The sequence below is a fragment of the Porphyrobacter sp. GA68 genome (assembly GCF_022605525.1).
Taxonomy (GTDB): domain Bacteria; phylum Pseudomonadota; class Alphaproteobacteria; order Sphingomonadales; family Sphingomonadaceae; genus Qipengyuania_B.
In genome coordinates this window covers 805672-828736 of the sequence record NZ_JAKQYJ010000001.1, presented here as the reverse complement: position 1 = coordinate 828736, position 23065 = coordinate 805672, and the positions used below count along the sequence as shown (strand labels likewise).

The 23065-nt window shown below is 65.0% G+C and carries 21 protein-coding genes and 1 tRNA gene; 11 read left to right on the top strand and 11 right to left on the bottom strand.

All coding sequences use genetic code 11. The annotated features are described in order from the left end of the window. Positions 1–9 precede the first annotated feature (9 nt). From LHJ54_RS04045 to LHJ54_RS04030, 4 genes are all read left to right on the top strand, one after another. Entirely contained in the window at positions 10–687 is a 678-nt protein-coding gene (locus LHJ54_RS04045) for an energy transducer TonB (RefSeq protein ID WP_228242649.1), read from the top strand. A 55-nt stretch (positions 688–742) separates the two neighbouring features. Next, positions 743–1624: a MotA/TolQ/ExbB proton channel family protein gene (locus LHJ54_RS04040; RefSeq protein WP_228242648.1), complete on the top strand. Its 882-nt coding sequence runs from the start codon at positions 743–745 to the stop codon at positions 1622–1624. A gap of 100 nt (positions 1625–1724) precedes the next feature. Continuing rightward, entirely contained in the window at positions 1725–2258 is a 534-nt protein-coding gene (locus tag LHJ54_RS04035) for a biopolymer transporter ExbD (protein WP_228242647.1), read from the top strand. Between the two features lie 39 nt (positions 2259–2297). Continuing rightward, the gene (locus LHJ54_RS04030; protein ID WP_228242646.1) at positions 2298–2750 is read left to right on the top strand and encodes a biopolymer transporter ExbD; all 453 of its coding nucleotides are present in this window, start codon (positions 2298–2300) and stop codon (positions 2748–2750) included. 103 nt (positions 2751–2853) lie between these two features. On the opposite strand, the gene LHJ54_RS04025 is transcribed toward LHJ54_RS04030, so the two are convergent. Next, complete coding sequence (locus LHJ54_RS04025; RefSeq protein WP_228242645.1) at positions 2854–5301, bottom strand: ligase-associated DNA damage response DEXH box helicase; 2448 nt, start codon at positions 5299–5301, stop codon at positions 2854–2856. Between the two features lie 218 nt (positions 5302–5519). Between LHJ54_RS04025 and LHJ54_RS04020 the strand changes: the two genes are divergently transcribed. Continuing rightward, positions 5520–6515, top strand: coding sequence for a BON domain-containing protein (locus LHJ54_RS04020; protein WP_228242644.1), 996 nt, complete (start codon positions 5520–5522; stop codon positions 6513–6515). A 104-nt stretch (positions 6516–6619) separates the two neighbouring features. Here LHJ54_RS04020 and pgmG read toward each other — a convergent pair whose 3' ends face one another. From pgmG to LHJ54_RS04005, 3 genes are read right to left on the bottom strand one after another with little or no spacing between them, the layout of a single operon-like run. Continuing rightward, a complete protein-coding gene (pgmG, locus tag LHJ54_RS04015; RefSeq protein ID WP_228242643.1) occupies positions 6620–8023 on the bottom strand; it encodes a phosphoglucomutase/phosphomannomutase PgmG in 1404 nt (467 codons plus the stop codon). 9 nt (positions 8024–8032) lie between these two features. Next, complete coding sequence (locus tag LHJ54_RS04010) at positions 8033–8317, bottom strand: molecular chaperone DnaJ (RefSeq protein WP_228242642.1); 285 nt, start codon at positions 8315–8317, stop codon at positions 8033–8035. A gap of 1 nt (position 8318) precedes the next feature. Further along, positions 8319–9161, bottom strand: coding sequence for a division plane positioning ATPase MipZ (locus tag LHJ54_RS04005; protein WP_228242641.1), 843 nt, complete (start codon positions 9159–9161; stop codon positions 8319–8321). Between the two features lie 97 nt (positions 9162–9258). Between LHJ54_RS04005 and panC the strand changes: the two genes are divergently transcribed. Both panC and LHJ54_RS03995 read left to right on the top strand, forming a co-directional pair. Further along, positions 9259–10107, top strand: coding sequence for a pantoate--beta-alanine ligase (gene panC / locus LHJ54_RS04000; protein WP_228242640.1), 849 nt, complete (start codon positions 9259–9261; stop codon positions 10105–10107). Positions 10108–10258: 151 nt separating this feature from the next. After that, positions 10259–10975 carry a cytochrome c family protein gene (locus LHJ54_RS03995; protein WP_228242639.1) on the top strand — a complete coding sequence of 239 codons (717 nt, stop codon included), beginning with the start codon at positions 10259–10261 and terminating at the stop codon, positions 10973–10975. Positions 10976–11005: 30 nt separating this feature from the next. Here LHJ54_RS03995 and LHJ54_RS03990 read toward each other — a convergent pair whose 3' ends face one another. Together LHJ54_RS03990 and LHJ54_RS03985 are read right to left on the bottom strand one after the other, a co-directional pair. Continuing rightward, a complete protein-coding gene (locus tag LHJ54_RS03990) occupies positions 11006–11674 on the bottom strand; it encodes an RlmE family RNA methyltransferase (RefSeq protein ID WP_228242638.1) in 669 nt (222 codons plus the stop codon). After that, entirely contained in the window at positions 11671–12843 is a 1173-nt protein-coding gene (locus tag LHJ54_RS03985) for a Ppx/GppA phosphatase family protein (protein WP_228242637.1), read from the bottom strand. The genes LHJ54_RS03990 and LHJ54_RS03985 overlap by 4 nt, the downstream gene beginning before the upstream one ends. Before the next feature lie 186 nt (positions 12844–13029). On the opposite strand from LHJ54_RS03985, the gene LHJ54_RS03980 reads away from it, so the two are divergent. Next, positions 13030–13103 (top strand) — tRNA-Gln (locus LHJ54_RS03980). 172 nt (positions 13104–13275) lie between these two features. Here LHJ54_RS03980 and LHJ54_RS03975 read toward each other — a convergent pair. After that, positions 13276–15726, bottom strand: a complete 2451-nt coding sequence (locus LHJ54_RS03975; RefSeq protein WP_228242636.1) for a DUF305 domain-containing protein — start codon at positions 15724–15726, stop codon at positions 13276–13278. A 181-nt stretch (positions 15727–15907) separates the two neighbouring features. On the opposite strand from LHJ54_RS03975, the gene LHJ54_RS03970 reads away from it, so the two are divergent. Continuing rightward, the gene (locus LHJ54_RS03970; protein ID WP_228242635.1) at positions 15908–16789 is read left to right on the top strand and encodes an LOG family protein; all 882 of its coding nucleotides are present in this window, start codon (positions 15908–15910) and stop codon (positions 16787–16789) included. Here LHJ54_RS03970 and thiD read toward each other — a convergent pair. After that, positions 16779–17585 carry a bifunctional hydroxymethylpyrimidine kinase/phosphomethylpyrimidine kinase gene (gene thiD / locus LHJ54_RS03965; RefSeq protein ID WP_228242634.1) on the bottom strand — a complete coding sequence of 269 codons (807 nt, stop codon included), beginning with the start codon at positions 17583–17585 and terminating at the stop codon, positions 16779–16781. The two genes, LHJ54_RS03970 and thiD, sit on opposite strands and share 11 nt — an antisense overlap. Beyond that, positions 17582–18919 carry a phosphoglucosamine mutase gene (gene glmM, locus LHJ54_RS03960; protein ID WP_228242633.1) on the bottom strand — a complete coding sequence of 446 codons (1338 nt, stop codon included), beginning with the start codon at positions 18917–18919 and terminating at the stop codon, positions 17582–17584. The genes thiD and glmM overlap by 4 nt, the downstream gene beginning before the upstream one ends. A 95-nt stretch (positions 18920–19014) precedes the next feature. Here glmM and LHJ54_RS03955 point away from each other — a divergent pair, with 95 nt between their 5' ends. Continuing rightward, the gene (locus tag LHJ54_RS03955; protein ID WP_228242632.1) at positions 19015–20328 is read left to right on the top strand and encodes a dicarboxylate/amino acid:cation symporter; all 1314 of its coding nucleotides are present in this window, start codon (positions 19015–19017) and stop codon (positions 20326–20328) included. 20 nt (positions 20329–20348) lie between these two features. Here LHJ54_RS03955 and LHJ54_RS03950 read toward each other — a convergent pair whose 3' ends face one another. Both LHJ54_RS03950 and LHJ54_RS03945 read right to left on the bottom strand, forming a co-directional pair. Next, positions 20349–20957, bottom strand: coding sequence for a sigma-70 family RNA polymerase sigma factor (locus LHJ54_RS03950; protein ID WP_228242631.1), 609 nt, complete (start codon positions 20955–20957; stop codon positions 20349–20351). Then, complete coding sequence (locus LHJ54_RS03945) at positions 20957–21190, bottom strand: NepR family anti-sigma factor (RefSeq protein ID WP_228242630.1); 234 nt, start codon at positions 21188–21190, stop codon at positions 20957–20959. Before LHJ54_RS03945 ends, LHJ54_RS03950 begins: the two co-directional genes overlap by 1 nt. Before the next feature lie 196 nt (positions 21191–21386). On the opposite strand from LHJ54_RS03945, the gene LHJ54_RS03940 reads away from it, so the two are divergent. Beyond that, the gene (locus tag LHJ54_RS03940) at positions 21387–23054 is read left to right on the top strand and encodes a CHASE domain-containing protein (RefSeq protein ID WP_228242629.1); all 1668 of its coding nucleotides are present in this window, start codon (positions 21387–21389) and stop codon (positions 23052–23054) included. Positions 23055–23065: the final 11 nt, after the last annotated feature.

Sequence of the window (23065 nt, the reverse complement as noted above, 5' to 3'; positions counted from 1 at the left end):
GACCAACAGATGAGTTCCAATCGCCTTATCGCGATCATCATTGTTGCGCTCATTCATATTGGAATTGGCTATCTGCTGATCACCGGGCTCGCCATCTCGGCGGTGAACCAGGTGGTGGAGCGGGTGACTGCCGTTGATCTGAGTGAGCCTCCGCCTCCGCCGCCGGAGCCGGACGAGCCGCCGCCACCGCCGCCGGACACACCGCCTGCCGCGCCGCCGCCGCCCGTGGCCGTGCCGCCGCCCATCAACATCGCGACGCGGCCGCCGCAGATCGAGACGCAGACCCAGATTCCGCCGCCGGCTCCGCCAGTGGTGCGCATCCCGCCGCCGGCTCCGCCCGCGCCTGTGGCCGCGCCTCCGCCCCCGCCCCCGCCGCCGCCTGCTCCGTCTCGCGCCCGGCCTGCTTCGGCAGCCAATCAGAACAGCTGGGCAAGGCGTATCCAGGACAACTACCCTTCCCGGGCCCTCAACGAAGGGACCGAAGGCAGGGTCGGAGTTGCCGTCACCGTGACCCCGGACGGGCGGGCCACCGGGTGCCGGGTAACGAGCTCCAGCGGGTCAAGCGTGCTGGATACCGCAGCCTGCCAGGGGATCGAGCGTTACGGGCGGTTCAACCCGGCGCTTGACCGGGACGGCAATCCGACGTCCGGTTCTTTCGCAACCACCATCGTATATCAGATCACCTGATGGCGCAGGCCCACCGCCAACTGCGCTCAGACCAACTCAGCAAGAGGAATTCGCAATGACCTTTAACCTAATAGCAGCGGCGGCAGATGCGGCGCCGGTCAACCAGTTCGGCTTCTGGGAAGCCATGGAACAGGGCGGCCCTGTCGCCTGGTTCATTCTGGCTGTGCTGGTCATCATGTCCATCGGTTCGTTCTACATCCTCATCACCAAGCTGCTGGAGCAGAACAAGGTGATGCGTGAATACCGCGAGATGCAGGGCAGCTTCTGGCGTGCCAACAACTTGGAAGACGGCGCCCGCAAGCTGAATGACAACAGCCCCTGGCGCCAGCTGGCCGACGACGCGATCGCCGCCCGCAAGGACCACGGCAAGATGACCGACGAAGTGGAAGCGCACGACTGGCTGCACGGCTCCATGATCCGGTCGGAATCGGCCATCATGGCCCGGCTGCAGCAAGGCATGCCGTTCCTCGCCTCGGTCGGTGCGACCGCGCCGTTCATCGGCCTGCTCGGCACGGTGATCGGGATCTATCGCGCGCTGATCAACATCGGCATCGCGGGTTCGGCCTCCATCGACAAGGTCGCCGGCCCGGTCGGTGAAGCGCTGATCATGACCGCCATCGGTCTGTTCGTGGCGGTTCCCGCGGTGCTCGCCTACAACTGGCTGCAGAGCCGCAACAAGCGGATCCAGGCCTTGCTCAGCGGGTTCTCCAACGACCTCATGGCAAACATCACGTCCAATGGCGCGGTGAAGCCTGCCGTCACGACGGCCGCCGCGACGAAGGCGGCTGCCGCGACCACCACGTCCAAGACCGCTCCGGTGACTGGGCGTCCGGCAACCGCCGGTGCGCCTGCTGGCGGCACGACCACCGCCGGCACGGCTGGCGGCGCAACCGCCGGCATGACCACCAGCACCACGACCACTCCGCCGAAGCGGTAAGCGGCTTGGCCGGGCGGTGCCGCGATCTGCGCGGTTCATCGCCCGGCCAGCCCCTCTGCAGTACACAGTGACCGACATCTCAAGCGAATAGGACGACCTGATGGCAATTTCGATGGGAGGGGACGGCGAAGACACGCCGATGTCCGACATCAACACCACACCGCTGGTGGACGTGATGCTGGTGCTCCTCATTATCTTCCTCGTCGCTGTTCCGGTCGCCATTCAGACGATCGCACAGCTGCGTATTCCGGTGCTCGAAACCACCGAATCGCAGGACAAGGTCGAAAACCTCCAGCTCACCGTGAGCACCACCGATGCGGCTGGCCGCAGCGCCGGCGAGCCTGGCTTCGAAGGTGCGTCGCGCAACGGCGAATGCCGGGTGTATTTCAACAACATCTCGCCCGTCACTTCCGAGGAGCTGTACGATCAGGCCTTCAACCGGCTGGATACCATCGTTCAGCGGGCCGGTGGGCCGGAAGCGATCATGGCCGACCCCGAGCTGATCCCGCAGGTGCATATCCGGGCGGACCGGGAAGCGCCGTGGCGCTGTGTCGCAGGCACCATCTTCAACGTTCAATCGGCCGGCTATCCGACCGTGGGTTTCATTTCCAACCCGGTCGAGTCCAACATCTAAGCCGACCGCAAGGCGCGAAAAAGCAGGAGTAAAGCAGCGATGGCAATGTCAGGCGGCAAGGATGATGGCCAGCCGATGATGGAAATGAACACGACGCCGCTGATCGACGTCATGCTCGTGCTCCTCATCATGTTCATCATCACCATCCCGGTGGCGACGCACTCGGTCGACATCGACCTGCCGGTGCCCAGTCAGAACCCTCCGCCAGTGCTGGTGGACCCGATCAAGAACAAGATCGTGATCACGCCGCAGGATGAAACATTGTGGAACGGTGAAGTGGTGTCGGATGGCGAACTTCTGACCATCTTGCAAAGCACGGTTGGGCCGAACGAGCCTGAACTGCAGTATGAGCCCGACGCGCTGGCGAGCTATGACCGATCCTTGCGGGTGCTCGACATCATCAAGGGCTCCGGAGTGACCAAGTTCGGGTTCGTGGGCAACGAACAGTTCCGCACCTTCGGCACGGGCGGACCTGCCAACCCGGTGGGCTAAGCCGCCCCCGGCAGGTAACAGGATGCAGAAGGGGCGGATAAACTCCGCCCCTTTTTTGTGGCTCGCTAGACGCACCTGGCCGCCGCTCGCCAGACCTGCGCAGTCAATCCTCCAGCGGCAAGTCCACCCACATGGCTTCGGCGGCAAGCCCCTCCGCCTCCACCAGCAGGGCATCATCGGATGTCGCGGACGGGGTGTTCTCGCGGCCCACTATGATCAGCACCGGGACGGCCAGCGGGCTGATCCGATCGAGCCGCACATGTCTAAGCTGCGCAGCGGCGGTGTCCAGCAGATCGCCCAGCCGGCCAACGTCCGTCAGCAGCGCACGCGCATCCGCCCAGGCGGCCTCCAGCAGCAGGTGGCCCGGCTCGTATTTTCGCAGCACGTCGTAGATTAGATCGGTCGAAAACGTCACCTGCCTGCCGGTCTTGCGCCGCCCGGGATGCTGCCGTTCCACCAGCCCGCCAATCACCGCTACCTCGCGGAACGCCCGGCGCAGCAGATGGCTTTCCTGCACCCACGCCACGAACTCCTCCGTCAGCACATCGGGTGACAGCAGCGGTGCCGGGTCCTCAATGGGCTTCAGGCTCCACACGGCCAGTGAATAGTCGTTGGCGTTGAAGCCCAGTGGTCCGAGACCGCGATCCTGCATCCGCTTGGTTACCAGCATGCCCAGCGACTGGTTCGCGTTCCACCCCACAAAAGTATAGAAGACGGCGTATTCCCGCCCGTCGCGCGGAAATGTTTCGACGAGCAGGGTTCCGGGCGCCGGCATCTCGGATCGCCAGTCCTGCACTTCCAGCCATTCGCGCACATCATCGGGAAAGCGCGCCCACCCCGCCCGGTCCACCAGCAACGCTCGCACCCGGTCGGCAAGGTGGGTGGTCAGCGCCATGCGCGTGCCGCCGTAGGACGGGATCATGGCCGCCTTGGACGACGCGCGGACGATGACCTCCATGTCGCGGACCTGCTCCACCTCGAGGCTCATGCCGGCAAAGGAGAAAGTGTCCTTTGGGCTGAGCGCGGCGGCAAACCGCTCCTCCACCCGGCCCAGCTGACGCCCGTTGCGGAACCGCACCGTCAGCATTTCGCTATCGATTATGATGCCGGCGTTAAGCCGGTGCCTGGCCGCGCGTTCAGGGTGCGTCAGGCGCCAGGTGCCGTGTCTGTCGCGCACAATGCGCTGGAACTTGTCGTAGGCTTTCAGCGCATAGCCTCCGGTCGCAACGAACTGAAGCACGCGGCCGAATACCTCCTCGTCGATCCATGCATAGGGCAGGCACGACCGCACCTCCGCCAGCAGCGCGGCCTCGTCAAATGGAGCAGCGCAGGCACACCCCATGACATGCTGCGCAAGCACGTCGAGACTGCCGGGACGAAACGCTTCGCCGTCACGCTGTCCCTCGTCCACTGCCTCCTTGGCAGCGGTAGCCTCCAGAAACTCGAAGCGGTTGCCAGGCACGATCAGAGCGCGGCTTGGCTGGTCGAGCCGGTGGTTCGCGCGGCCGATCCGCTGCAGCAGGCGGGAGGAGCCCTTGGGCGCTCCCATCTGGATCACCAGATCGATATCGCCCCAGTCCACCCCCAGGTCGAGCGAAGCCGTGGCGACGAGCGCGCGCAGTTCGCCGCGCGCCATCGCTCCTTCCACTTTGCGGCGCGCCTCCACCGACAACGATCCATGATGAATGCCGATGGGCAGCTTGTCCTCGTTCACATCCCACAGGTGCTGGAAGATGTACTCGGCCAGGAACCTTGTGTTGGTGAACACCAAGGTGGTCCGGTTCGCTTTAATCTGACCGTAGATCTGGGGTATCGCCCACGTGGCCGCGTGTCCGCCCCAAGGCACGCGCGCATCTTCGGGCAACAGGATCTCCACCTCCGGCGCGGCACCCGCTTCCCCCTCGATCAGCGCGACGGTGTCTATCTCGCCCCACAGGGCCAGCCACTCACGGAATACTTCCGGGTTGGCCAGCGTAGCGGAAAGCGCGGCACGCTGAAGCCCGGGCGCAATGGCCTGCAACCTCGCCAGGCACAAAGCCAGCAGGTCGCCGCGCTTACCGGTGGCAAAGGCATGCACCTCGTCGATCACCACTCGCTTGCAGGAGGCGAACAGATCGAAGCTGTCCGGGTAGGAGAGGAGCAGCGAGAGGCTCTCCGGCGTGGTGAGGAGAATATGAGGCGGCTTCTCGCGCTGCCGCTTCTTGCGATCCGATGGCGTATCACCGCTGCGCGTTTCGATCCGCAGCGGCAGGTTCATCTCCGTGACCGGCGTAATCAGATTGCGTTGCACATCGGCCGCCAATGCCTTCAGCGGTGAGACATAGAGCGTGTGCAGTCCCTCCGCCGCTTGCCCTGATCCGGTTCGGCTGGGGCAGAACGCGGCAAGGGTCGGCAGAAACCCGGCCAGGGTCTTGCCCGCCCCCGTATCGGCCACCAGCAAAGCGTGGGCGCCAGCATCGGCCGTATCCAGCATCTCTGCCTGATGGCGCCGCACATGCCAACCGCGCCGGGTGAACCAGTGCGCGATTTCCGGAGGAAGGTTGAAACCCATCACAGGAGCCTCAACGCCCGAAGCGGGAAACGGTCGCTCCGCCGGATGGCCGCGGCCGATCCGATCAGCCCCGCAGTCACCACGGTCCGTCCCCGGCCTGCTGCGCCAGACTGCGGCTCCGGCGCGCCGGACAGAGAAACATTTCAGCCGTTCCAGCCGTTTATGAGCATCACGCCCTGAAAACTCGGGCGATTACTCACCCACGAGAGGAGATGGAGATGGATAACAGGTATCGCGACCGGCACAGCCAGAACAGGGGCGACTACGATCGCCAGCAGGAGCAGTTTGGCGGCGGTCAGAACCGCCAGTATGGCGACGATGACTATGGCTTTCGTCAATCGCGTCAGGGAAGCCAGGATCGCTACAGCCAGGGTTCGTACTCAGACCGCGACCGCGGGAACTTTGGCGACCGTTACAGCCAGAACAGCGATTACGACAGTTTGAGCGACTATGACCAGCAGTCGCAGTCATACGGCAGATCGCAGTACGGTTCGGGCAGTCAGAGCTATCGCGACAACGATTACGGCCGTTCCGGCATGAACCAGAGCCGCCAGAGCTACGGCAGCAGCTATCTTGGTGGCGGGTACGGCGATATGGGCCGGAGCGATTATTACGGCGGCTCCGGCTATGGCCGTGGCGGAGACAGTGATCGCGACCGCACACGCACGAGCTACTACGCCGGCGAAGGCGGGCGGCACCGAGGGCGCAGCTTCGACCGGGATGACGACCGCGGCTTCTTCGATCGCATGGGCGACAAGATTGAAAGCTGGTTCGGCGGCGATGATGACGACCGGCACCGCCAGGACGACCGCTATGGCCGCAGCAGCGGCTATCGCGGCCACGGCCCGACCAACTACAAGAGGTCGGATGAGCGGATCCTGGAGGATGCCTGTGATCGCATCACTCACGATCCGCGCGTCGACGGCCGCAACATCGAAGTGACGGTGAAGGACGGCGAGGTCACGCTGGATGGCACCGTCGACAGCCGCATGGCCAAGCGGCGGGCGGAAGACTGCGTCGACGACATCTCCGGCGTCAAGCACGTGCAGAACAATCTGCGGGTCAAGGAACGCAGTTCCTGGGGCAGCGGCAATGACAGCTACGACAGCAGCCGTTCGGGTATTGGCGACTATCAGGAGAGCCGCAGCGTCAAGCGTGACTCCGATGCCACCAACAAGGCGACGAGCGGATCAGGCACTACGCCTACAACGTGAGCGCTCAGCAGCGTCGCTGAGAGGAAAGGGCTCCCGTTGCGGAGCCCTTTCTTTTGCTCTCTGTCTCTTTGAAGCTGCCTTGTTGCGGTCGCGCGCCGGCCTTCTCAGTGTCCCGCCTGTTCGCCCCTCTCGAGCCCTGACAGGCGAAGCTGTTCGTCGATCTGTGCCATCAGCCGTTCAAGACCTTCCGCCGTGTCGCTTTCGGCGCGCGCCACCAGCACGTCCTGCGTGTTCGACGCCCGCAGCAGCCACCACCCGTCCTTGGTCGTGACCCGCACCCCGTCGGTGCCGTCGACTTCGGCATCACTGTCGGCAAGGCGTGCCTCCACCTCCTGGATCGCGGCAAACTTGCGCGTTTCATCCACCTGAAAGCGCATTTCCGGCGTGTTGATCATCGCCGGCATCGCACCCCTCAGCTCCGTTACGGAACGGCCCAGCCGCGCCGCCGCCGCGATCAGGCGAACGCCGGCATACAGCGCATCGTCATAGCCGTAATAGGTGTCGGCGAAGAACACATGGCCGCTCATTTCGCCGGCGAGCGGCGATCCGGTCTCCTTCATCTTCGATTTGATAAGGGAATGTCCGGTCTTCCACATCAACGGTTTGCCGCCATGTTCCCGCACAGAGTCGAACAGTGCGCGGCTCGCCTTCACATCCGCGATGATCGTTGCGCCGGGTTGCCGCTGGAGAAGGTCTTGAGCATAAATCATCAGAAGCTGGTCGCCCCAGATTACGCGCCCCTCTCCGTCGATGGCCCCGATCCGGTCACCGTCGCCGTCGAAGGCGATGCCGAAATCAAGCTGCTTGTCGTGGACCAGAGCCTTCAGGTCGACAAGGTTCTCCTCCACCGTGGGATCGGGGTGGTGGTTGGGGAAATTGCCGTCCACCTCGGTATAGAGCAGGTGATGCTCGCCCGGCAGGCGCGCTACCAGGCGCTCCAGCGCGGGTCCTGCGGCACCATTGCCCGCATCCCATCCGACCTTCAGCCCGGCCAGCGTCGCCGGGTCTATTCCATCAAGGCCGGCAACAAGCGCGTCGATGTAAGCAGGCAAAACATCCAGCCTGGCGGTCTCGCCGGTGCCGTCCTGCCATTCCCCGGCTGCCGCGCGGCGCCCCAGTTCGGCGATCTCGGCACCAAAGAACGGACGCCCCTGAAACACCATCTTGAAGCCGTTGTAATTGGCGGGATTGTGGCTGCCGGTTATCTGGATACCGCCGTCCACATCCTCCAGTGACGCCGCCGCGAAATAGAGCATGGGTGTAGGCCCAAGCCCGATCTGGACAACATCCATCCCGCTGGCGGTAAGCCCCTCCACCAGAGCGTGCTCCAGCATCGGCGAGCTGATGCGCCCGTCGTAGCCGACCGCCACCTTGCGCCCGCCCGCCTCGCGCAGCATGGAGCCGAAGGTGCGGCCGATCGCCCGCGCATCATCCGGGCCAAGCGTTTCGCCGATAATGCCGCGGATGTCGTATTCACGCAGGACGGTGTTGTCGAAGGTGTGGGCCATCAGGGTTCCTCAGTGAGTTGCTTTCCAATGTGCCAGCAGCGTGTCGCGCGCGGCATTGGCCGCTTGCGTGTCGCCTGCGCTGCCGCCGCGATCCGGGTGTATACGCGCGACAAGCCGCCTGTGTGCCGCGAAAATTTCGAGGCGTCCGGCGTCCTCATCGACCCCAAGTATCGCTTGCGCCTCGGCTACGCTCATCCCCTGGGGTTGAGGTCGTCTTGGCTGCCACGGCCAGCGGCCCGTCACCATCCGCCAGACAAGCAGCGCGACGAGGGCGATGATGACAAGTTTGCTCACGTCACCGAACTCCGGCGGCCTCCCTCGGCCGCTCCGCCGCAGGCCCGGGTGTTTCTGCCTCTTTCACGCCGGGCAGATGCAGGCCGGCAATCAGCTGGCGCAGCTCCTGCCGGGCAACGAGGTGGCTGGTGCCCAGCTCGCCCAGGTGTCCGCGGTCGAGCAGGGTGAGGCCGGAAGGAAACAGTTCACGATAGATCACACGTTCCGATAGGCCCTTCACTACCCGGAAACCGACCCGCTTCGACAGTTCGCTCAGCGCTTTTTCGATCCGCGCCTGATTGCGCGCTTCGGTAAAGCCGGTGCGATTGCGCACCACCACCCAGTCCATCTGCCGCCGCTGTTCCGCGATGGTCGCCCGGCTGCGCTTCAGCCGGGCTTCCCAGATGAGTTCGGCGTAGAAGCTAAGCTTGCGGACCTTGAAGCTTTCGCCCTCCACCTGGCCGATCAGGTCGAAATCGACGAAGCTGTCGTTCATGGGGGTGATCAGCGTGTCTGCCTCTGCCGCGACGTGGCGTGACAGCGGGTCGTCGCGTCCGGGCGTGTCGAACAGCACGACGTCGTGGGTTGAGGCGACGGCGGCAACCCGCTCCTCCAGTTCCGCCTCGCTACCGCCGGCCACGACCTCGCAGGTCGCCGTCGGCAGATTTACCTTGCGCCGGACCATCGTCTCGGCGCGATTTTCGAAATAGCGATCCATCGTGCGTTGCCGGTGGTCAAGGTCGAAGGCCGCAACCCGCAGGCCGCGATAGGCGAGCGCAACGGCGACATGCACCGCGGTGGTGGACTTGCCGGTGCCGCCTTTCTCGTTGGCGAGGGTGATGCGGTGAGGGCGGTTGCTTGGCACCTGTTTTCCTGCATGACTTGTGGTTGTCGCCGGCTTGCCATCCGCTAAGGGCGGGAACCGACCCGTTTATCCCGCTCTTAATGAAGGCCCCGCACCCGTGCAAATCATCCGGCAACTAGAAATGTTGAGAAGCGCCGTCGCCGCTGTGCGCGAGCGCGGTGGCTCACTGGCGCTGGCGCCGACCATGGGGGCGCTGCACCAAGGGCATCTCACCCTGGTCCGCGAAGCGCGGCGCATGGCCGACGCGGTCGCCGTGTCCATCTTCGTCAATCCGCGCCAGTTCGGCCCGAGCGAGGATCTGGACAGCTATCCTCGCCAGCTGGAGCGGGATGCCGACCTGCTGCGAAGCGAAGGCGTGGCCATTCTGTGGGCACCGGACGCTGCGGTCATGTATCCTCCGGATTATGCGACCGATGTGTCTGTCGCTGGGGTGAGCGAACCGTTGTGCGGAGCGAACCGGCCCGGACATTTTGACGGCGTGGCAACCGTGGTGCTGAAACTGTTCAACCAGGTTCGGCCGGACTGCGCGCTGTTCGGGGAAAAGGATTGGCAGCAACTGGCTGTGATCCGCCGCATGGCCCGCGACCTTGATCTGACACAGCCTGACGCCGCCGCCATTCACGCCGTGCCGACGGTGAGGGAAGAGGACGGGTTGGCGATGAGTTCGCGCAACGCGTATCTGTCGCCAGAGCAGCGCGCACGGGCGGCCGCCCTGCCCCAGCTGATGCGGCAAGCCGCCGCGGCGATTGCCAACGGCGAAGCCGCGCAAGAGGTGCTGACGACCTTGCGGAGCGACCTTCTTGGCGCCGGTTTCGAGCAGGTGGATTATGCCGAATTGCGCGACGGTCAAACGCTGCACTCTGTGGCACAGGCACAGCCAGGCTCGCGCCTGTTCGTGGCAGCGCGGATCGGCGGCACCCGCCTCATCGACAACCTGGCCGTCTAAAACCAGCCTGCCGACTTGTCGGGGTGGGGCGAAGTGCGCGCCTGTCCTCGGGGCCAGTGCAAGCGGCCTTGCCTTGACCGGCGGCACTGATTAAAGCGGCTCCGCCGGGCTAGCGCCTTGTTCTATCCATTCCTGCAGGCTTTACATAACCATGAGTGATCGCACCAACACCATCTTCGGCTGGGTTCTGTTTGCCGGAATCATCGCTCTGGGTCTGTCGATCCTCAGCGGCAAGTATTTCCAGGCCGGCAACAGCCATGATGGTGAATTCGGCTACGCCATTCAGGGCGTCGTGGAAGAGGGCGCGGCCGAAGACGGTCCGGACCTCGGCACGCTGCTGGCGGCCGCCGATCCAGCGGCGGGCGAAAAGGTGTTCGCCAAGTGCGTCGCGTGCCACACCATCAACCAGGGCGGCGCGAACGGCATTGGTCCCAACCTCTGGGCGGTGATGGGCACTCCTATCGGCCAGCACGCGCCTGGTTATGCGTATTCGTCTGCGCTGGCCAATCATGGCGGCACCTGGACTTACGAGAACATGGATGCCTGGCTCGCCAATCCGCGCGCTTTCGCCAGCGGCACCAAGATGAGCTTTGCGGGTCTCTCCCGGTCGGAAGAGCGGGCCAACGTCATTGCCTTCATGCGCGCGAATGGGGGCGGTCCGCCGCTGCCTGAACCCGTCGCACCGGCGGCGGTCGCGGAAGATGCGGCGGCAGCGGCAGCGGCACCGGATGCCGATCCGGGTGCAGTCGCGGGCGAGAACCCGTCTCCGCAAGAGGCGGCGGGCGGCGCGGGTGCGGCTCAGCCGGTCGCGACGCAGCAGGGCGCGGTGCGCAACGACAGCGCCTCCAAGCCGGGCAGCAGCCGCTAAGAACGCTTAACTGCTGCAAGGACGCGTCCGTTAGTCGCTGCGCCCCTTAAACCCCTGCGCCACGACATACCACTCCGAACTGCCCTTGCGGCTGGCGGGTGGCTTGGCGTGCTTTACTGTCCTAAAATGCTTCTTCAGCAGGGCAAGAAGCTCTGCATCCGTGCCCCCGGCCAGCACCTTGGCAACAAACGCGCCGCCAGGTTCAAGCGTGTCGATCGCGAACCAGGCCGCTTCCTCGACTAGCCCCATGGTGCGCAGGTGATCGGTCTGCTTGTGGCCTACGGTGTTGGCGGCCATGTCCGACAGGACCAGATCGGGCGCGCCGCCCAGCGCTTCCAGCAACAGCGCCGGCGCCTCGGGCGCAGTGAAGTCCAGTTGCAGCAGGGCTGCCCCTTCGATCGGCTCTGTCTCCAGCAGATCAATGCCGGCGACCGCCGCTGCCGGTATTCGCCGACGCACCACCTGTGTCCAGCCGCCCGGTGCAACACCGAGGTCCGCAACCCGTCTGACCCCGCGCAGCAGGGTGAACTTCTCGTCCAGTTCCAGCAGCTTGTAGGCCGCCCGGCTGCGATAGCCCTCGCTCTTGGCCTGGCGCACGTAGGGGTCGTTCAGTTGCCGCTCCAGCCAGCGGGTCGAGGATGCGGTGCGCCCCTTGGCTGTGCGGACGCGCTTGCCCGGATCGCCCTGCCCGCGCGTCACAGACCCTTCTGCCCGCGCATCACGGCCTGCGCCTGCTGCCCCCGAAGATCGGCCGTGATGAGGCTGCGCAAAATTCCTTCCCGCACACCCCGGTCGGAGATCCCCAGCCGTTCTGCCGGCCAGATATCGAGTATCGATTCCAGGATCGCGCAGCCCGCTACCACTAGGCTGGCCCGATCGTCCCCGATGCATGGCACCTGCCGCCGCTCCGCCGCGGGCAGTCCGACCAACCGCGCGCTGACCGCCCGCATCGCCTGGGCGGGCACGATCAGCCCATCCACCGCCTGACGGTCGTACTGGCTCAGGCCCAGATGGACGCTGGCGAGCGTGGTCACCGTTCCGCTGGTTCCAAGCAGCCTGATCTGCGACCGCGGGCTCGCGAAGGGGCGCAACCGCTCGGCAAAAGCGGCGAAGCTGCGCCGCACCCGGTCGCGCATATCGGCATACATGGCGGCTCGCCGGGCCTCGTCTCCATCGACAATCCCTACGGTGTCGGTCAGCGACACCACCCCCCAGGGAACGCTGTGCCAATCGAGGATGCGCGGCACAGTGCGCCCCTGTTCCACCAGCACCAGTTCGGTCGAACCGCCGCCGATGTCGAAGATGATCGCGGGGCCGGGGCTGCTTTCCAGCAGGATGTGGCAACCCAGAACCGCGAGCCGCGCCTCCTCCTGCGCGGAAATGACGTCGAGCACCAGCCCGGTCTCCGCCCTGACCCGCTCGATGAAGGCAGGGCCGTTGGCGGCCCGCCGACATGCTTCCGTCGCGACCGACCGGGCAAGATGGACACCGCGCCGCCGCAGCTTGTCGGCACAGACTTGCAGCGCGTCCATTGTCCGCTCCATCGCCGCTTCGCTGAGCCGGCCGGACTGCGCCAGTCCTTCGCCCAGACGCACCACGCGACTGAAGGCGTCGATAATGGTAAAATTGTCGCCGGACGGGCGTGCGATCAGAAGGCGACAGTTATTGGTGCCGAGATCGAGCGCGGCATAGGCTTGCCTGCGGAATGGGAAATCCCGCGCCGGTCCGGCCTCGCCGCCTGTTACTCCTCCGGCCGCGGGTTGATGGCCGCCACCTTTGTTACGGCTGCGCTGCCGTTCTTCGCGCGCGCCGGACGTCTCGCCCCCTCGTCGTGCCGCAATCCTGTCCGGCGGAGAATGATCCGCCATATGCAATCTTTCAATTTCGTGCGCGGAAAGGACGCTTCCTTTCCGTAGATACATGGCGGATGCTAACTGCCTTTGCGGCTGGGGGCAAGGGCGGGCGGGGCGACGCCGCTTGACCTGCCGGCGTAGCGAATTTACAGGCCAACCTTCCGGCGCGCGCACCCATAATCCGCGCCGCCTCGGCAGGATTGCCCCGTCGTCTAAAGGTAAGACTACGGACTCTGACTCCGTCAATTGAGGTTCGAATCCTCACGGGGCATCCAGCAGTGCGGTTTGGCAGCAAGCGCACTGTGGCTCGCCTCGCGTGCATGGATGCTTCGGTCAGGCGAGCCCAGCGCAGGCTTGCCCGCTGCGGCGTTGTCCAGCGGGCGCTTCTGCCGGGTGTGTGTCGGAAGCTCGCCCTTAAGTCCCCGCAAGCGTAGCATCCTCCACTAATCAGCCGCCGGACGCAGCCAGCCGCAGCATGACATCGAACAGCGCCGCTATCCGCTTCTCGTCGGCAGCGCTGAGAGATGTTCCGGCCGCGCTGCTCGCCATCACCTCAGCCTGAAGCCGGGTGACCTGCGCGCGGTCCGGCCGAGTCCCGCCTTGCGCCCGTTCCGCCATTGTGCGGAGCGATGCAATCCGTGCCCGGTCCAGACCGCCAGACCGCTCCAGCTGATCGATGTAGGCAAGCGCCACCACCGGCGCCGCCGGCCAGGTCACCGGGGTCTGCCGCTGCGGGTTGAAGGCGTCCTCTCCTTGCGCCAACGCCGCCGCCGCGATTTCGTTGGCGGACAGATGCTCGCTGGGTTGCAGCGTCAGGACGTCCAAACCACGCAGTATTTCCGTCGCGTAGATCTGCCCATTGTGGAAGTAAGCGGACCAGTAACCAGCGATCGGCTTCTGGACCGCGTCGATCGGGCCACGGTCGAAGAAGGCGATTTCACGGGGCGCATTACTGTCGGTGAAATCGAACAGCGACAGCCCGCCCTGGTACCAGGCCTGGATCATCAGGTCGCGCCCCGGCACAGGCACGATGGAGCCGTTGTGCGCCACGCAATTCTCAAGCTCGCTCTGCGGGGCAGGCAGCTTGAACGTGCCGCGCCGTTGCAGCCGCCCGTCCACGATGTCGTAGATGGCGTTGGCACCCCAGGTCACCGGGTCGGACGCCTGGCAGCGCGGCTGCATGCCGCCGCCCCATTCGTCAGTGAACACGACCTTGGTGCCATCATTGTTGAATGTCGCGGAATGCCAGTAGGCGAAACCCGGATCGACCACCGCATCGATCCGCACCGGCTTCATCGGGTCGGCAATGTCGAGCACGATGCCGTTGCCCGAACAGGCCCCGGCCGCGATCTGCCGCGACGGGAAAACGGTGATGTCATGGCACTGGTTCGTTTCGCGGCTGGTCTGGGTGCCCGCCCCATGATCGCCGCCCTGCCACAATCCGGAGATATTGCCGGCTTCGTCCGCAAAGACCCGGGGGCTGTCGATGATGCGAGCGGCGGCAGGGTTCGCCACCGGAATTTCTATGACGTCGATGGAAAACAGGGCGGTGCGCGCGTCTCCCGGCGTGCCGCCGACGCATCCCGCCAGCTCCTCCTCCTCGCGCACCCCAGCGGTGCCGGAGTTATAAACGATGATGCTGGGCCGCTGCGCCGTCGGCAGGCTCACCACGGAATGAGTGTGGCTGCCACGGCAGGTCTGGACCAGACCGACTTGGCGTGGGCGGGAAAGGTCGGAAATGTCGAAAATGCGCAACCCGCGGAACCGGTCAGGGCTGACGTCCTGTGTCACCCCTTCTATCCCGCAATCGACCCGCCCCCGGGTCTGCTCCACACTCATCAAAAGAAGATTGCCGACGATCGACACATCTCCCTGCCCGCCGGGGCAGACGACCGCGCTCGCAAGCGTGGGCGCGCCATCGGCGGCGAGGCGGTAAAGGTAGAAGCCATGGTAATTGCCCACCGCCAGAAGGTCGCGGGTGAACGCCATATCGGTGTTGCCGAAGAACAGCAGCGGCGAACGGCTGGCAAAACGCTGCTCCCGCTCTGTTCCACTGCCTGCCTCACCGCCTGGTGTGTCCAGCGCAGGCAGCAGGCCGGTCGGGTTGGCCGGGTCGAAGAAGCCCGGAGGGTTGGGCCTGCTCGTCATCAGCGTCATGTTCCACGCCGCCTCGCCAGCATCGCGGAACCCCGGCGCCAGACCGACACGCGGATCGGCCGCGAAGGTGGCGAGCTGCGTGTTCATCCGCGCGATTTCGGCTCTCTGATCGGCCACCACCTCGCTCGTAAAGTCGAACAGGGCTGGATCATGGGCCGTGCCTGGCTGCTTCAGCAGGTCTTCCACCATGGTGATGGCGCCCTGATGATGCTCGATCATCAGCTGAAGGAACATGCGGTCGAACGCTGGTCCGCGCTGCTGGCCCAGCGATTGCAACTGCGCGGAAGTGAGCATGCCGGGCATCGTGTGTCCGGCATGGCCGTGGTGCGCGTCGCCGTGCTGATGCGCGGCATGAACATCATGCGCAGGCGCGCCGCTCGCACGGGCCGTTGTCGCGCCCCGTTCCGCCAGCCAGCCGCGCATGAAGGCGATTTCATCCCCCTGCGTCGTGGCGATCTTTGCGGCGATCGCGCGGACGTCGGCGTTCTGGCTCAACCGGTCGGCCATTTCGGCCATCTGCAGCGCCTGGCCGTGATGCTCGATCATCATCTGCATAAAGGCGATGTCGGCGGCCGTGTGCCGCGTCTGCGTCAACCGCGCCGCCTCTTGCGCGGTCACAACCCGTGACTCCTGTCCCGGTGCTCCCGGCTGGACGATGGGCGCCTCCTGCGCCGCCAGCCCGGATGTCATGGCCAGGGCGGCGGTGGACAGGCAAAGCAGGGCGACACTGCAATGGGGCATCGGGTGGACATCCTCTCTTGTTTTGCCTCACCTTTCACGCCCGTCGCCGCAACGTCAAAGGAAAACAGCGCAAGGATTGGCGCAAGCGGCTGGCTTGCCTAGCGCTCCGCCCCCGCCTAAGCGGCTGGACCTTTGGGGCAGCGTTCCCGCGCGCCCGGTTTTGCCAAGCAAGGACTGTTCTATGGCCATGGGCGCCGATCACGAGTTGACGGACCGAAAATTCTACGAGGCGCGGCAGGAGGCGGATTTCTCGGAACGCACGATGCCGTCCACGCCGCAGACGGAACATCCCGCCTACAAGCTCGCCTTCCGTGACGTCGACTTCCTCCTGCGCGAGGAACTGCGCCCGGTCCGGTTCCAGCTTGAACTTCTCAAGCCGGAGATGCTGCTGGATCAGGCTGGCGTCGGGTCCACTCTGGTGATCTACGGTTCCGCCCGCATTCCCCCGCCGGAAGCGGCCGAGATTGCGCTGGAAGGCGCCAGGGATCTGCCTGAAGAAGAGCGGAAGGTGGTAGAGAACCTCGCCAAGAAGGCCAAGTATTACCAGGAATCGTACAACCTTGCCCGCATCGCCAGCGAACGGTCGATCATTGAAGGCGGCAAGCGGCAGTTCGTCGTCACCTCGGGCGGGGGGCCGTCAATCATGGAAGCGGCCAACAAGGGCGCGCAGGAAGCCGGGGCGGAATCGATTGGCCTCAACATCGTCCTGCCGCACGAGCAGGCGCCAAACCCCTATGTGACCCCCTATCTGTCCTTCCAGTTTCATTATTTCGCGCTCCGCAAGATGCACTTTCTCCTGCGCGCGCGGGCGGTGGCGGTATTCCCCGGCGGTTTTGGCACCTTCGACGAGTTCTTCGAGCTGCTCACGCTCATCCAGACGGGCAAAATGAAGCCGATCCCAATCCTTCTGTTCGGACGCGATTTCTGGACCCGGGTGATCGACTTCGACGCACTGGCCGACGAAGGCACCATCTCGCGCCGCGACCTCGACCTGTTCCGCTGGTGCGAAACGGCAGAAGAGGCGTGGGAACACATCTGCGGTTTTTACGAGATCAAGAGTTGACCGCTGAACGTACCCCGTGATGGCCCAGCGGACCTGCGCCGCTGCCGAAGCCGGGTGCGGCTGCGATTGCGGCTCTGACGAAGGCGATGCCGTCCTGGGTAGCCTGCGGCAGTGACCGGCCTCTGGCTAGACCGGTTGCAAGCGCGCTCGCCAACGTACAGCCAGTGCCATGGGTGTGCCGCGTTTCGATCCGGCGGTTGGTGAAGGATGTCACCTTCCCGTCAGCAGTGACAAGGAGATCGGTAAGCTGGTCCGACGGGCCATGACCGCCCTTGGCCAGCACCGCGCAACCATGGCGTGCGCCCAGAGTGCGCGCGGCGGTCAGCATGTCCGTGTCGCTGTGAATCTTCGCACCGGCAAGGGTGGCCAGTTCGGGCAGGTTGGGAGTGACGACCAGAGTCAGCCGCATCAGCCGTTCAAAGGCAGCGACGGTTGCTTCGTCCGCCAGAACAGACCCGCTGGTCGCCACCATGACCGGATCGAACACGATCGGCACCCCGGTTGCCGCGAGCCGATCCGCCACGATGTCTGCAATCGCGGCAGAGCCCAGCATCCCGATCTTCACCGCATCCACGCCCACGTCCGCGATGCAGCTGTCGATCTGGGCGGCGACCAGTTCCGGATCCAGCACACGGGCCGCGTGAACGCCCAGTGTGTTCTGCGCCGTGATGGCCGTCACGGCCGTCATGGCGTAGCCGCCCAGCATCGTGACGGTCTTGATGTCGGCCTGTATCCCCGCGCCGCCCGACGAGTCCGATCCGGCGACGATCAGAACGCGCGGCGGAGAGGCGGTCAAGCCGCCGCCTTCACTTCCTCGCAGATGCGGTCCACCACCTGCTGCACCTGCCGCTCGTCGTCTCCTTCGGCCATGACGCGGATCACCGGCTCGGTTCCGGAGGGGCGGATGACCAGTCGTCCTCTGCCGGCTAGTTCCGCCTCGGCGTCCGCAATCGCCTTTTGCACGCTGTCCTTCTCCAGCGGCTTGCCCCCGCTGTAGCGAACATTGCGCAGGAGCTGAGGCACGGGCTCGAACTGGTGCAGGAGGTCGCTGGCCCGCTTGCCGGACCGAACCATCGCCGCCAGAACCTGCAGCGCGGCAGTCGTGCCGTCCCCGGTGGTTGCATGATCGAGCAGGATCATGTGGCCCGACTGCTCGCCGCCAAGGTTGAACCCGCCTGCCTTCATCTGTTCAAGCACGTAGCGGTCGCCCACCCGCGACCGCTCCAGCGTCAGGTCGCGGGCCGCCAGAAACCTTTCCAGGCCCAGATTCGACATGACCGTGGCAACGATGCCGCCGCCCGTCAGCAGCCCCCGGTCCGCCATGTGCGATGCGATGAGCGCCATGATCTGATCGCCGTCGACCGTCTGGCCTTTTTCATCGACCACGATCAACCGGTCGGCATCACCGTCAAGCGCGATGCCGATATCCGCCTGTTCCTGAATGACCTTGATGCGCAGCGCATCGACCGCGGTGCTGCCGCACCCGCTGTTGATGTTGAGGCCGTCCGGGCTGACGCCGATCTGCACAATGTCCGCGCCCAGCTCCCAGATGGCGGCGGGAGCGACCTGGTAAGCGGCACCATTGGCGCAGTCGATCACGATCTTGAGCCCATCAAGCCGGATGTCGTCAGACAGCGACTGCTTGACGGCGTGGATATAGCGTCCGCGCGCATCTTCAATCCGGCGGGCACGGCCGATGTCCTTGGCCGCAGCCAGCTCAAACGTCTGTTCCATCAGCGATTCGATGGCGAGCTCATCCTCGTCAGACAGCTTGAAGCCGTCCGGGCCGAACAGCTTGATGCCGTTGTCTTCGTACAGATTGTGGCTGGCCGAAATCATCACGCCCAGGTCCGCGCGCATTTCCCGCGTCAGCATGGCGATGGCCGGTGTCGGCAACGGGCCGGTCATGATGACGTCCATGCCGACGCTGGTGAAGCCCGCGACCAGCGCCGATTCCATCATATAACCCGACAGGCGGGTGTCCTTGCCGATCACGACCCTGTGGCGGTGATCGCCACGGTTGAAGTGCCGCCCTGCCGCCTGCCCGACCCGCATGGCGGTATCCGCCGTCATGTGCCCGGCATTGGTGCGGCCGCGGATGCCGTCGGTGCCAAAGAACTTGCGAACCATTGCTTCAAAAAATCCCGGTTGCCCCAAGCCTCACAACGGCTTGAGTAATTGCAGCGCTATTGCCGTTTTCCTGAAATAAAGTGAAGGGGCATCAGATGAACGACAATCGACCGATGGGCGGCCACGCCGCGCCCGCAGCGGCAGAGGGAAGCACCGGGGGTCTCATTGCGGTGAAGCTTCCCGTGCTGTGGACCTTTGCCGGGCTGGTGGCGGGGTTGGCGCTCGGCACCTTGCTTGGCGGGTCCCCCTTGCTCGACCCGGTGGTGCAGGCTGCGAGGCCCGTCGGGGCCCTGTGGCTGCGCGGACTGCAGATGACGATCATCCCGCTGGTCGCCGCCCTGCTCATCACCGGCATCGTCCAGATCGCGGCAGCCGCGCGGGCGGGCGCGATCGCGCGGCGGATGATGACGCTGGTGCTTGCCCTCCTGCTCTTCAGCGGCGCGAGCACGGTGACGCTGATGCCGCTGCTGCTGGATCGGTTTCCCATTCCCGCGTCGGCGTCGGCCCTGCTCGGCACCGCCGACTTCGACCCTGGAGACATCCCAGCGATCGGCGACTTTCTGACGTCCTTCGTGGCGCCCAATTTGTTTGCCGCCGCAGCCGAGACGGCCATGCTGCCGCTGACCCTGTTCTTTGCCCTGTTCGCGCTGGCTCTGATGCGCCTGCCGGCGGGGCAGCGCGAAGTGCTGCTGCGGTTTTTCCATGCGCTTGGCAATACGATGCTGGTGATCATTGGCTGGGTTCTCTGGCTGGCGCCGGTCGGAGTCTTCGCGCTCGCTCTGGGCGTCGCAGCGCAGGCGGGCGGCGGCGCATTCGCCACCTTTGCCCATTACATCCTGACCGTGTCGGCCATGGGCATGGTGATTGTTGTTGCCGCTTACGTGCTTGCCATAGTAGGCGGGCGCATCGGCGCGGCGCGGTTCATCAGGTCCGTGTTGCCTGCACAGGCTGTCGGGATCAGCACGCAATCATCGCTCGCCAGCCTGCCTGCAATGCTCGACAGCGCGCGCAGGATGGGCGTGCGGGAAAGCACCGCCGATTTTGTTCTTCCGCTGGCCGTGGCGATATTTCGCGCGACCAGCCCGGCGGTAAACCTGGCGGTGGTGATCTATATCGCCACGCTGGCCGGCGTGCCGCTGTCCCTGCCGCTGCTGGTCGCGGGCGTGCTGGTGGCGTTTATCGTATCGGTCGGTTCGGTCAGCCTGCCGGGTTCCATCAGCTTCGTGATCTCCATAGGCCCGATTGCGCTTGCCATGGGCGTACCGGTCGAACCGCTCGGCCTGCTGGTAGCGGTTGAAATGCTGCCCGATATCATCAGGACCCTGGGCAATGTCACCATGAACGTTGCGGTGGCGGCGACCACCGACAGGGCCGGTGCCGAGGCAAAGGTCGAGACGACCGCGTCGTAGGCGTCACAACGCTGAGTGGATTACTGGTTGACCGCCACCCGGTTGCCGGCGGCCAGCCCGTCCAGTTCTTCCAGAATGGCCCGGTGTGCGGCACCGTCGCCGATGGCGCGTTGCGGGATGGAGCCGCTGGTCAGCATCGTGTTCAGCGCTGCGCGCGCCCTGCCGACACGGCTTTTGATCGTGCCGATGGCGCAGCCGCAGATTTCCGCCGCCTCTTCGTAGGAGAAGCCCCCCGCCCCCACCAGAAGCAGTGCTTCACGCCGTTCGGGCGGCAGGGTAAGCAGCGCGCGATGCATGTCGGACAGGTGGATCGGCTCTTCCTGCCCAGCGGGCGCGGTCAATACCCGTTCCGCCACGCCTTCGTCATAGTCGCCGCGAAACCGGTTGCGGCGCATGTCCGTGAGGTAGGCGTTGCGCAGGATGACAAACGTCCACGCGCGCATGGATGTGCCCGGTTCGAACCGGTCCTGCGCGGCCCATGCTTTCAACAGCGCTTCCTGAACCAGATCGTCGGCCATGTCGGGGCGCCCGCACAGGCCGCGTGCGAAGGCCCGCAAATGAGGCACGACCTCCGTTAGCTCCTTCTTGAAATCCGCTTTTTCGCCCGCGGTCCGCGCCGGAGAACCCATCAGGCAGTTTTGTCCAGCTTGTCCAGCAGGTCCTTGAAATTACCGGGCAGCGGTTCTTCGACAACGGAATTGTAGAGTTGGCGCAAACCCTGCGTCCATTCCGGGTTACGCTCGCTTCCCTGCTCGCGCCCTTTTTTGCGCGGCGCTTCGGCGGGCCGGGGTGGCTTCTTGGAAGACGTCAAAACTTCAAAAACCTTTTGTCTGTTACCCGATAAGAACGACGCGGAGATCATGACACACACCATCTTGTTCAGCCCTGAGGCATCATTCTTCCCCTGGCGGATTGGGAACGATGAAGAGCATGTCTTGTTCCCCGTTGCAAGGCCTCTGGAACCGACCTGGCATCTGATTGGACTACGTGCCGCATGAACACAAAAACATAATCTGGCAATCGCCCCGCTTGCCTGTTGCACTTGAACAAGGACCGTCATGAGTAGGAGTTGGCTTGATCGGCATCCCCGCGCCGCACCGCTTCTGATATTCTTTCTGATCGCGGCCATCACGGTGGTCAGCGTCATGGCGATCGAGCGGGGCGAGAACGCGCGTGAGCAGGTGCGCCTGTATCGGCAGGCCGAAGGCCTCACTGCGGCGCTTTCGCGCCGCGCCGCAACAACCGCGGCATATCTGCGGGCCGGGTCTGCGCTGTTTGAAACGAGGGGCACCGTAACTCCCGAAACCTTCCGCCGGTTCTCGGCGGAACTGAAGCTGGACCAGAACTTCCGCGGCGCCGAGGGGATCGGGTGGGCGCCAGCGCTTCGGCCCGAGCAGGTGCCCGACTTCGAGCGGAGGGCCGTTGAGGAATCGCGCCGCGTTATCACAGTCACGCCGCAGCCATCCGTCGGCATCGACCTGGTGGTGCCGATCTACTACCTGCAGCCGGACACGCCCGAAAACCGCCGGGCAATCGGCTTCGACATGTATTCGCAGCCGGTTCGCCGGGAGGCCATCAATGCCGCCTTGCGGACGCGTCAACCCACCGCCAGCGGGCCGGTTGTCCTGAGGCAGGAAGAATCAGGGTCGGCGCCTGGTTTCCTCATCTACATGCCGGTGTTCGCAAACGAGCCGGGACAGCCGCTGAAGGGCTTCATCTACAGCCCGTTCCGGTCCGAGGAATTCCTGCGGGCAGCCTTCGCCGGGGAAGCGTCCGCCAACCAGCACCGGGTTGAGTTGATCGACCTTGGCACAGCCACCGCAACCCTCGTTGCGGCGATCGGTCCTGACGCCCGCAATGCCCGCACCGCATCTGCCCGCATGATGATCGCCGGCCGACCGTTCGAGGTGCGGGTTTTCTCCGCCGGCCAACCCATGTTGTCCCCTCTTTCTCTGGCGACGCTGCTGTTCGGCATGGCGGTCGCGGTGCTGCTGATGGTGATGGCCCGCCTCCTTGCTGCGCAGGTTCGCGAGGACCGGCAGCGGCTTGCCTGGTTCGAGGAGCAGAATTCCATCCGCGACTCGCTGACGCGCGAGTTGAACCACCGGGTCAAGAACACCCTGGCCAACGTTCTTTCGATCATTGCCCTCACCCGCCGCCGAGCCAGCGATCTCGACGAATTCGCAGACAGTCTCGATGGCCGAATTCGGGCGTTGTCGGCGACCCATGACCTGCTCACCAGATCAGACTGGGGAACAACGCCGATCCACGACGTCATCGCGGCGGAGGTCGCGCCCTATGCCAGGGGTGAAAACCGGGTTGTGGAAAGTGCAGGGCCGGATGTGGAGCTTGCCCCCAACGACGCGTTGTCGCTGGGCCTCGCCATTCACGAACTCGCGACCAACGCGGCGAAGTACGGCGCGCTCAGCCAGGCCGGCGGAAAGGTAAAGATAGACTGGGAACTCGCCGCCGACAATCTGGCGAGGGTAAAATGGGTGGAAACCGGCGGACCGCCGGTCCCGGAATCACGCAGCCGTGGGTTCGGGACCGATCTCCTGCAAAAGATCATCGCGCATGAATTGCGGCACCCGGTGGAGCTCGACTTCGCTCCCACCGGGGTCCGCTGCACCCTCGTCATCCCGGTTCGCGAACCAAGACCCTTTGCCATACGGGCAGGAGGTCAGAACAAGGCTCAGACGTCGGCTTCGGAACCAGCCGCGGCCTGAGACAGCGTACG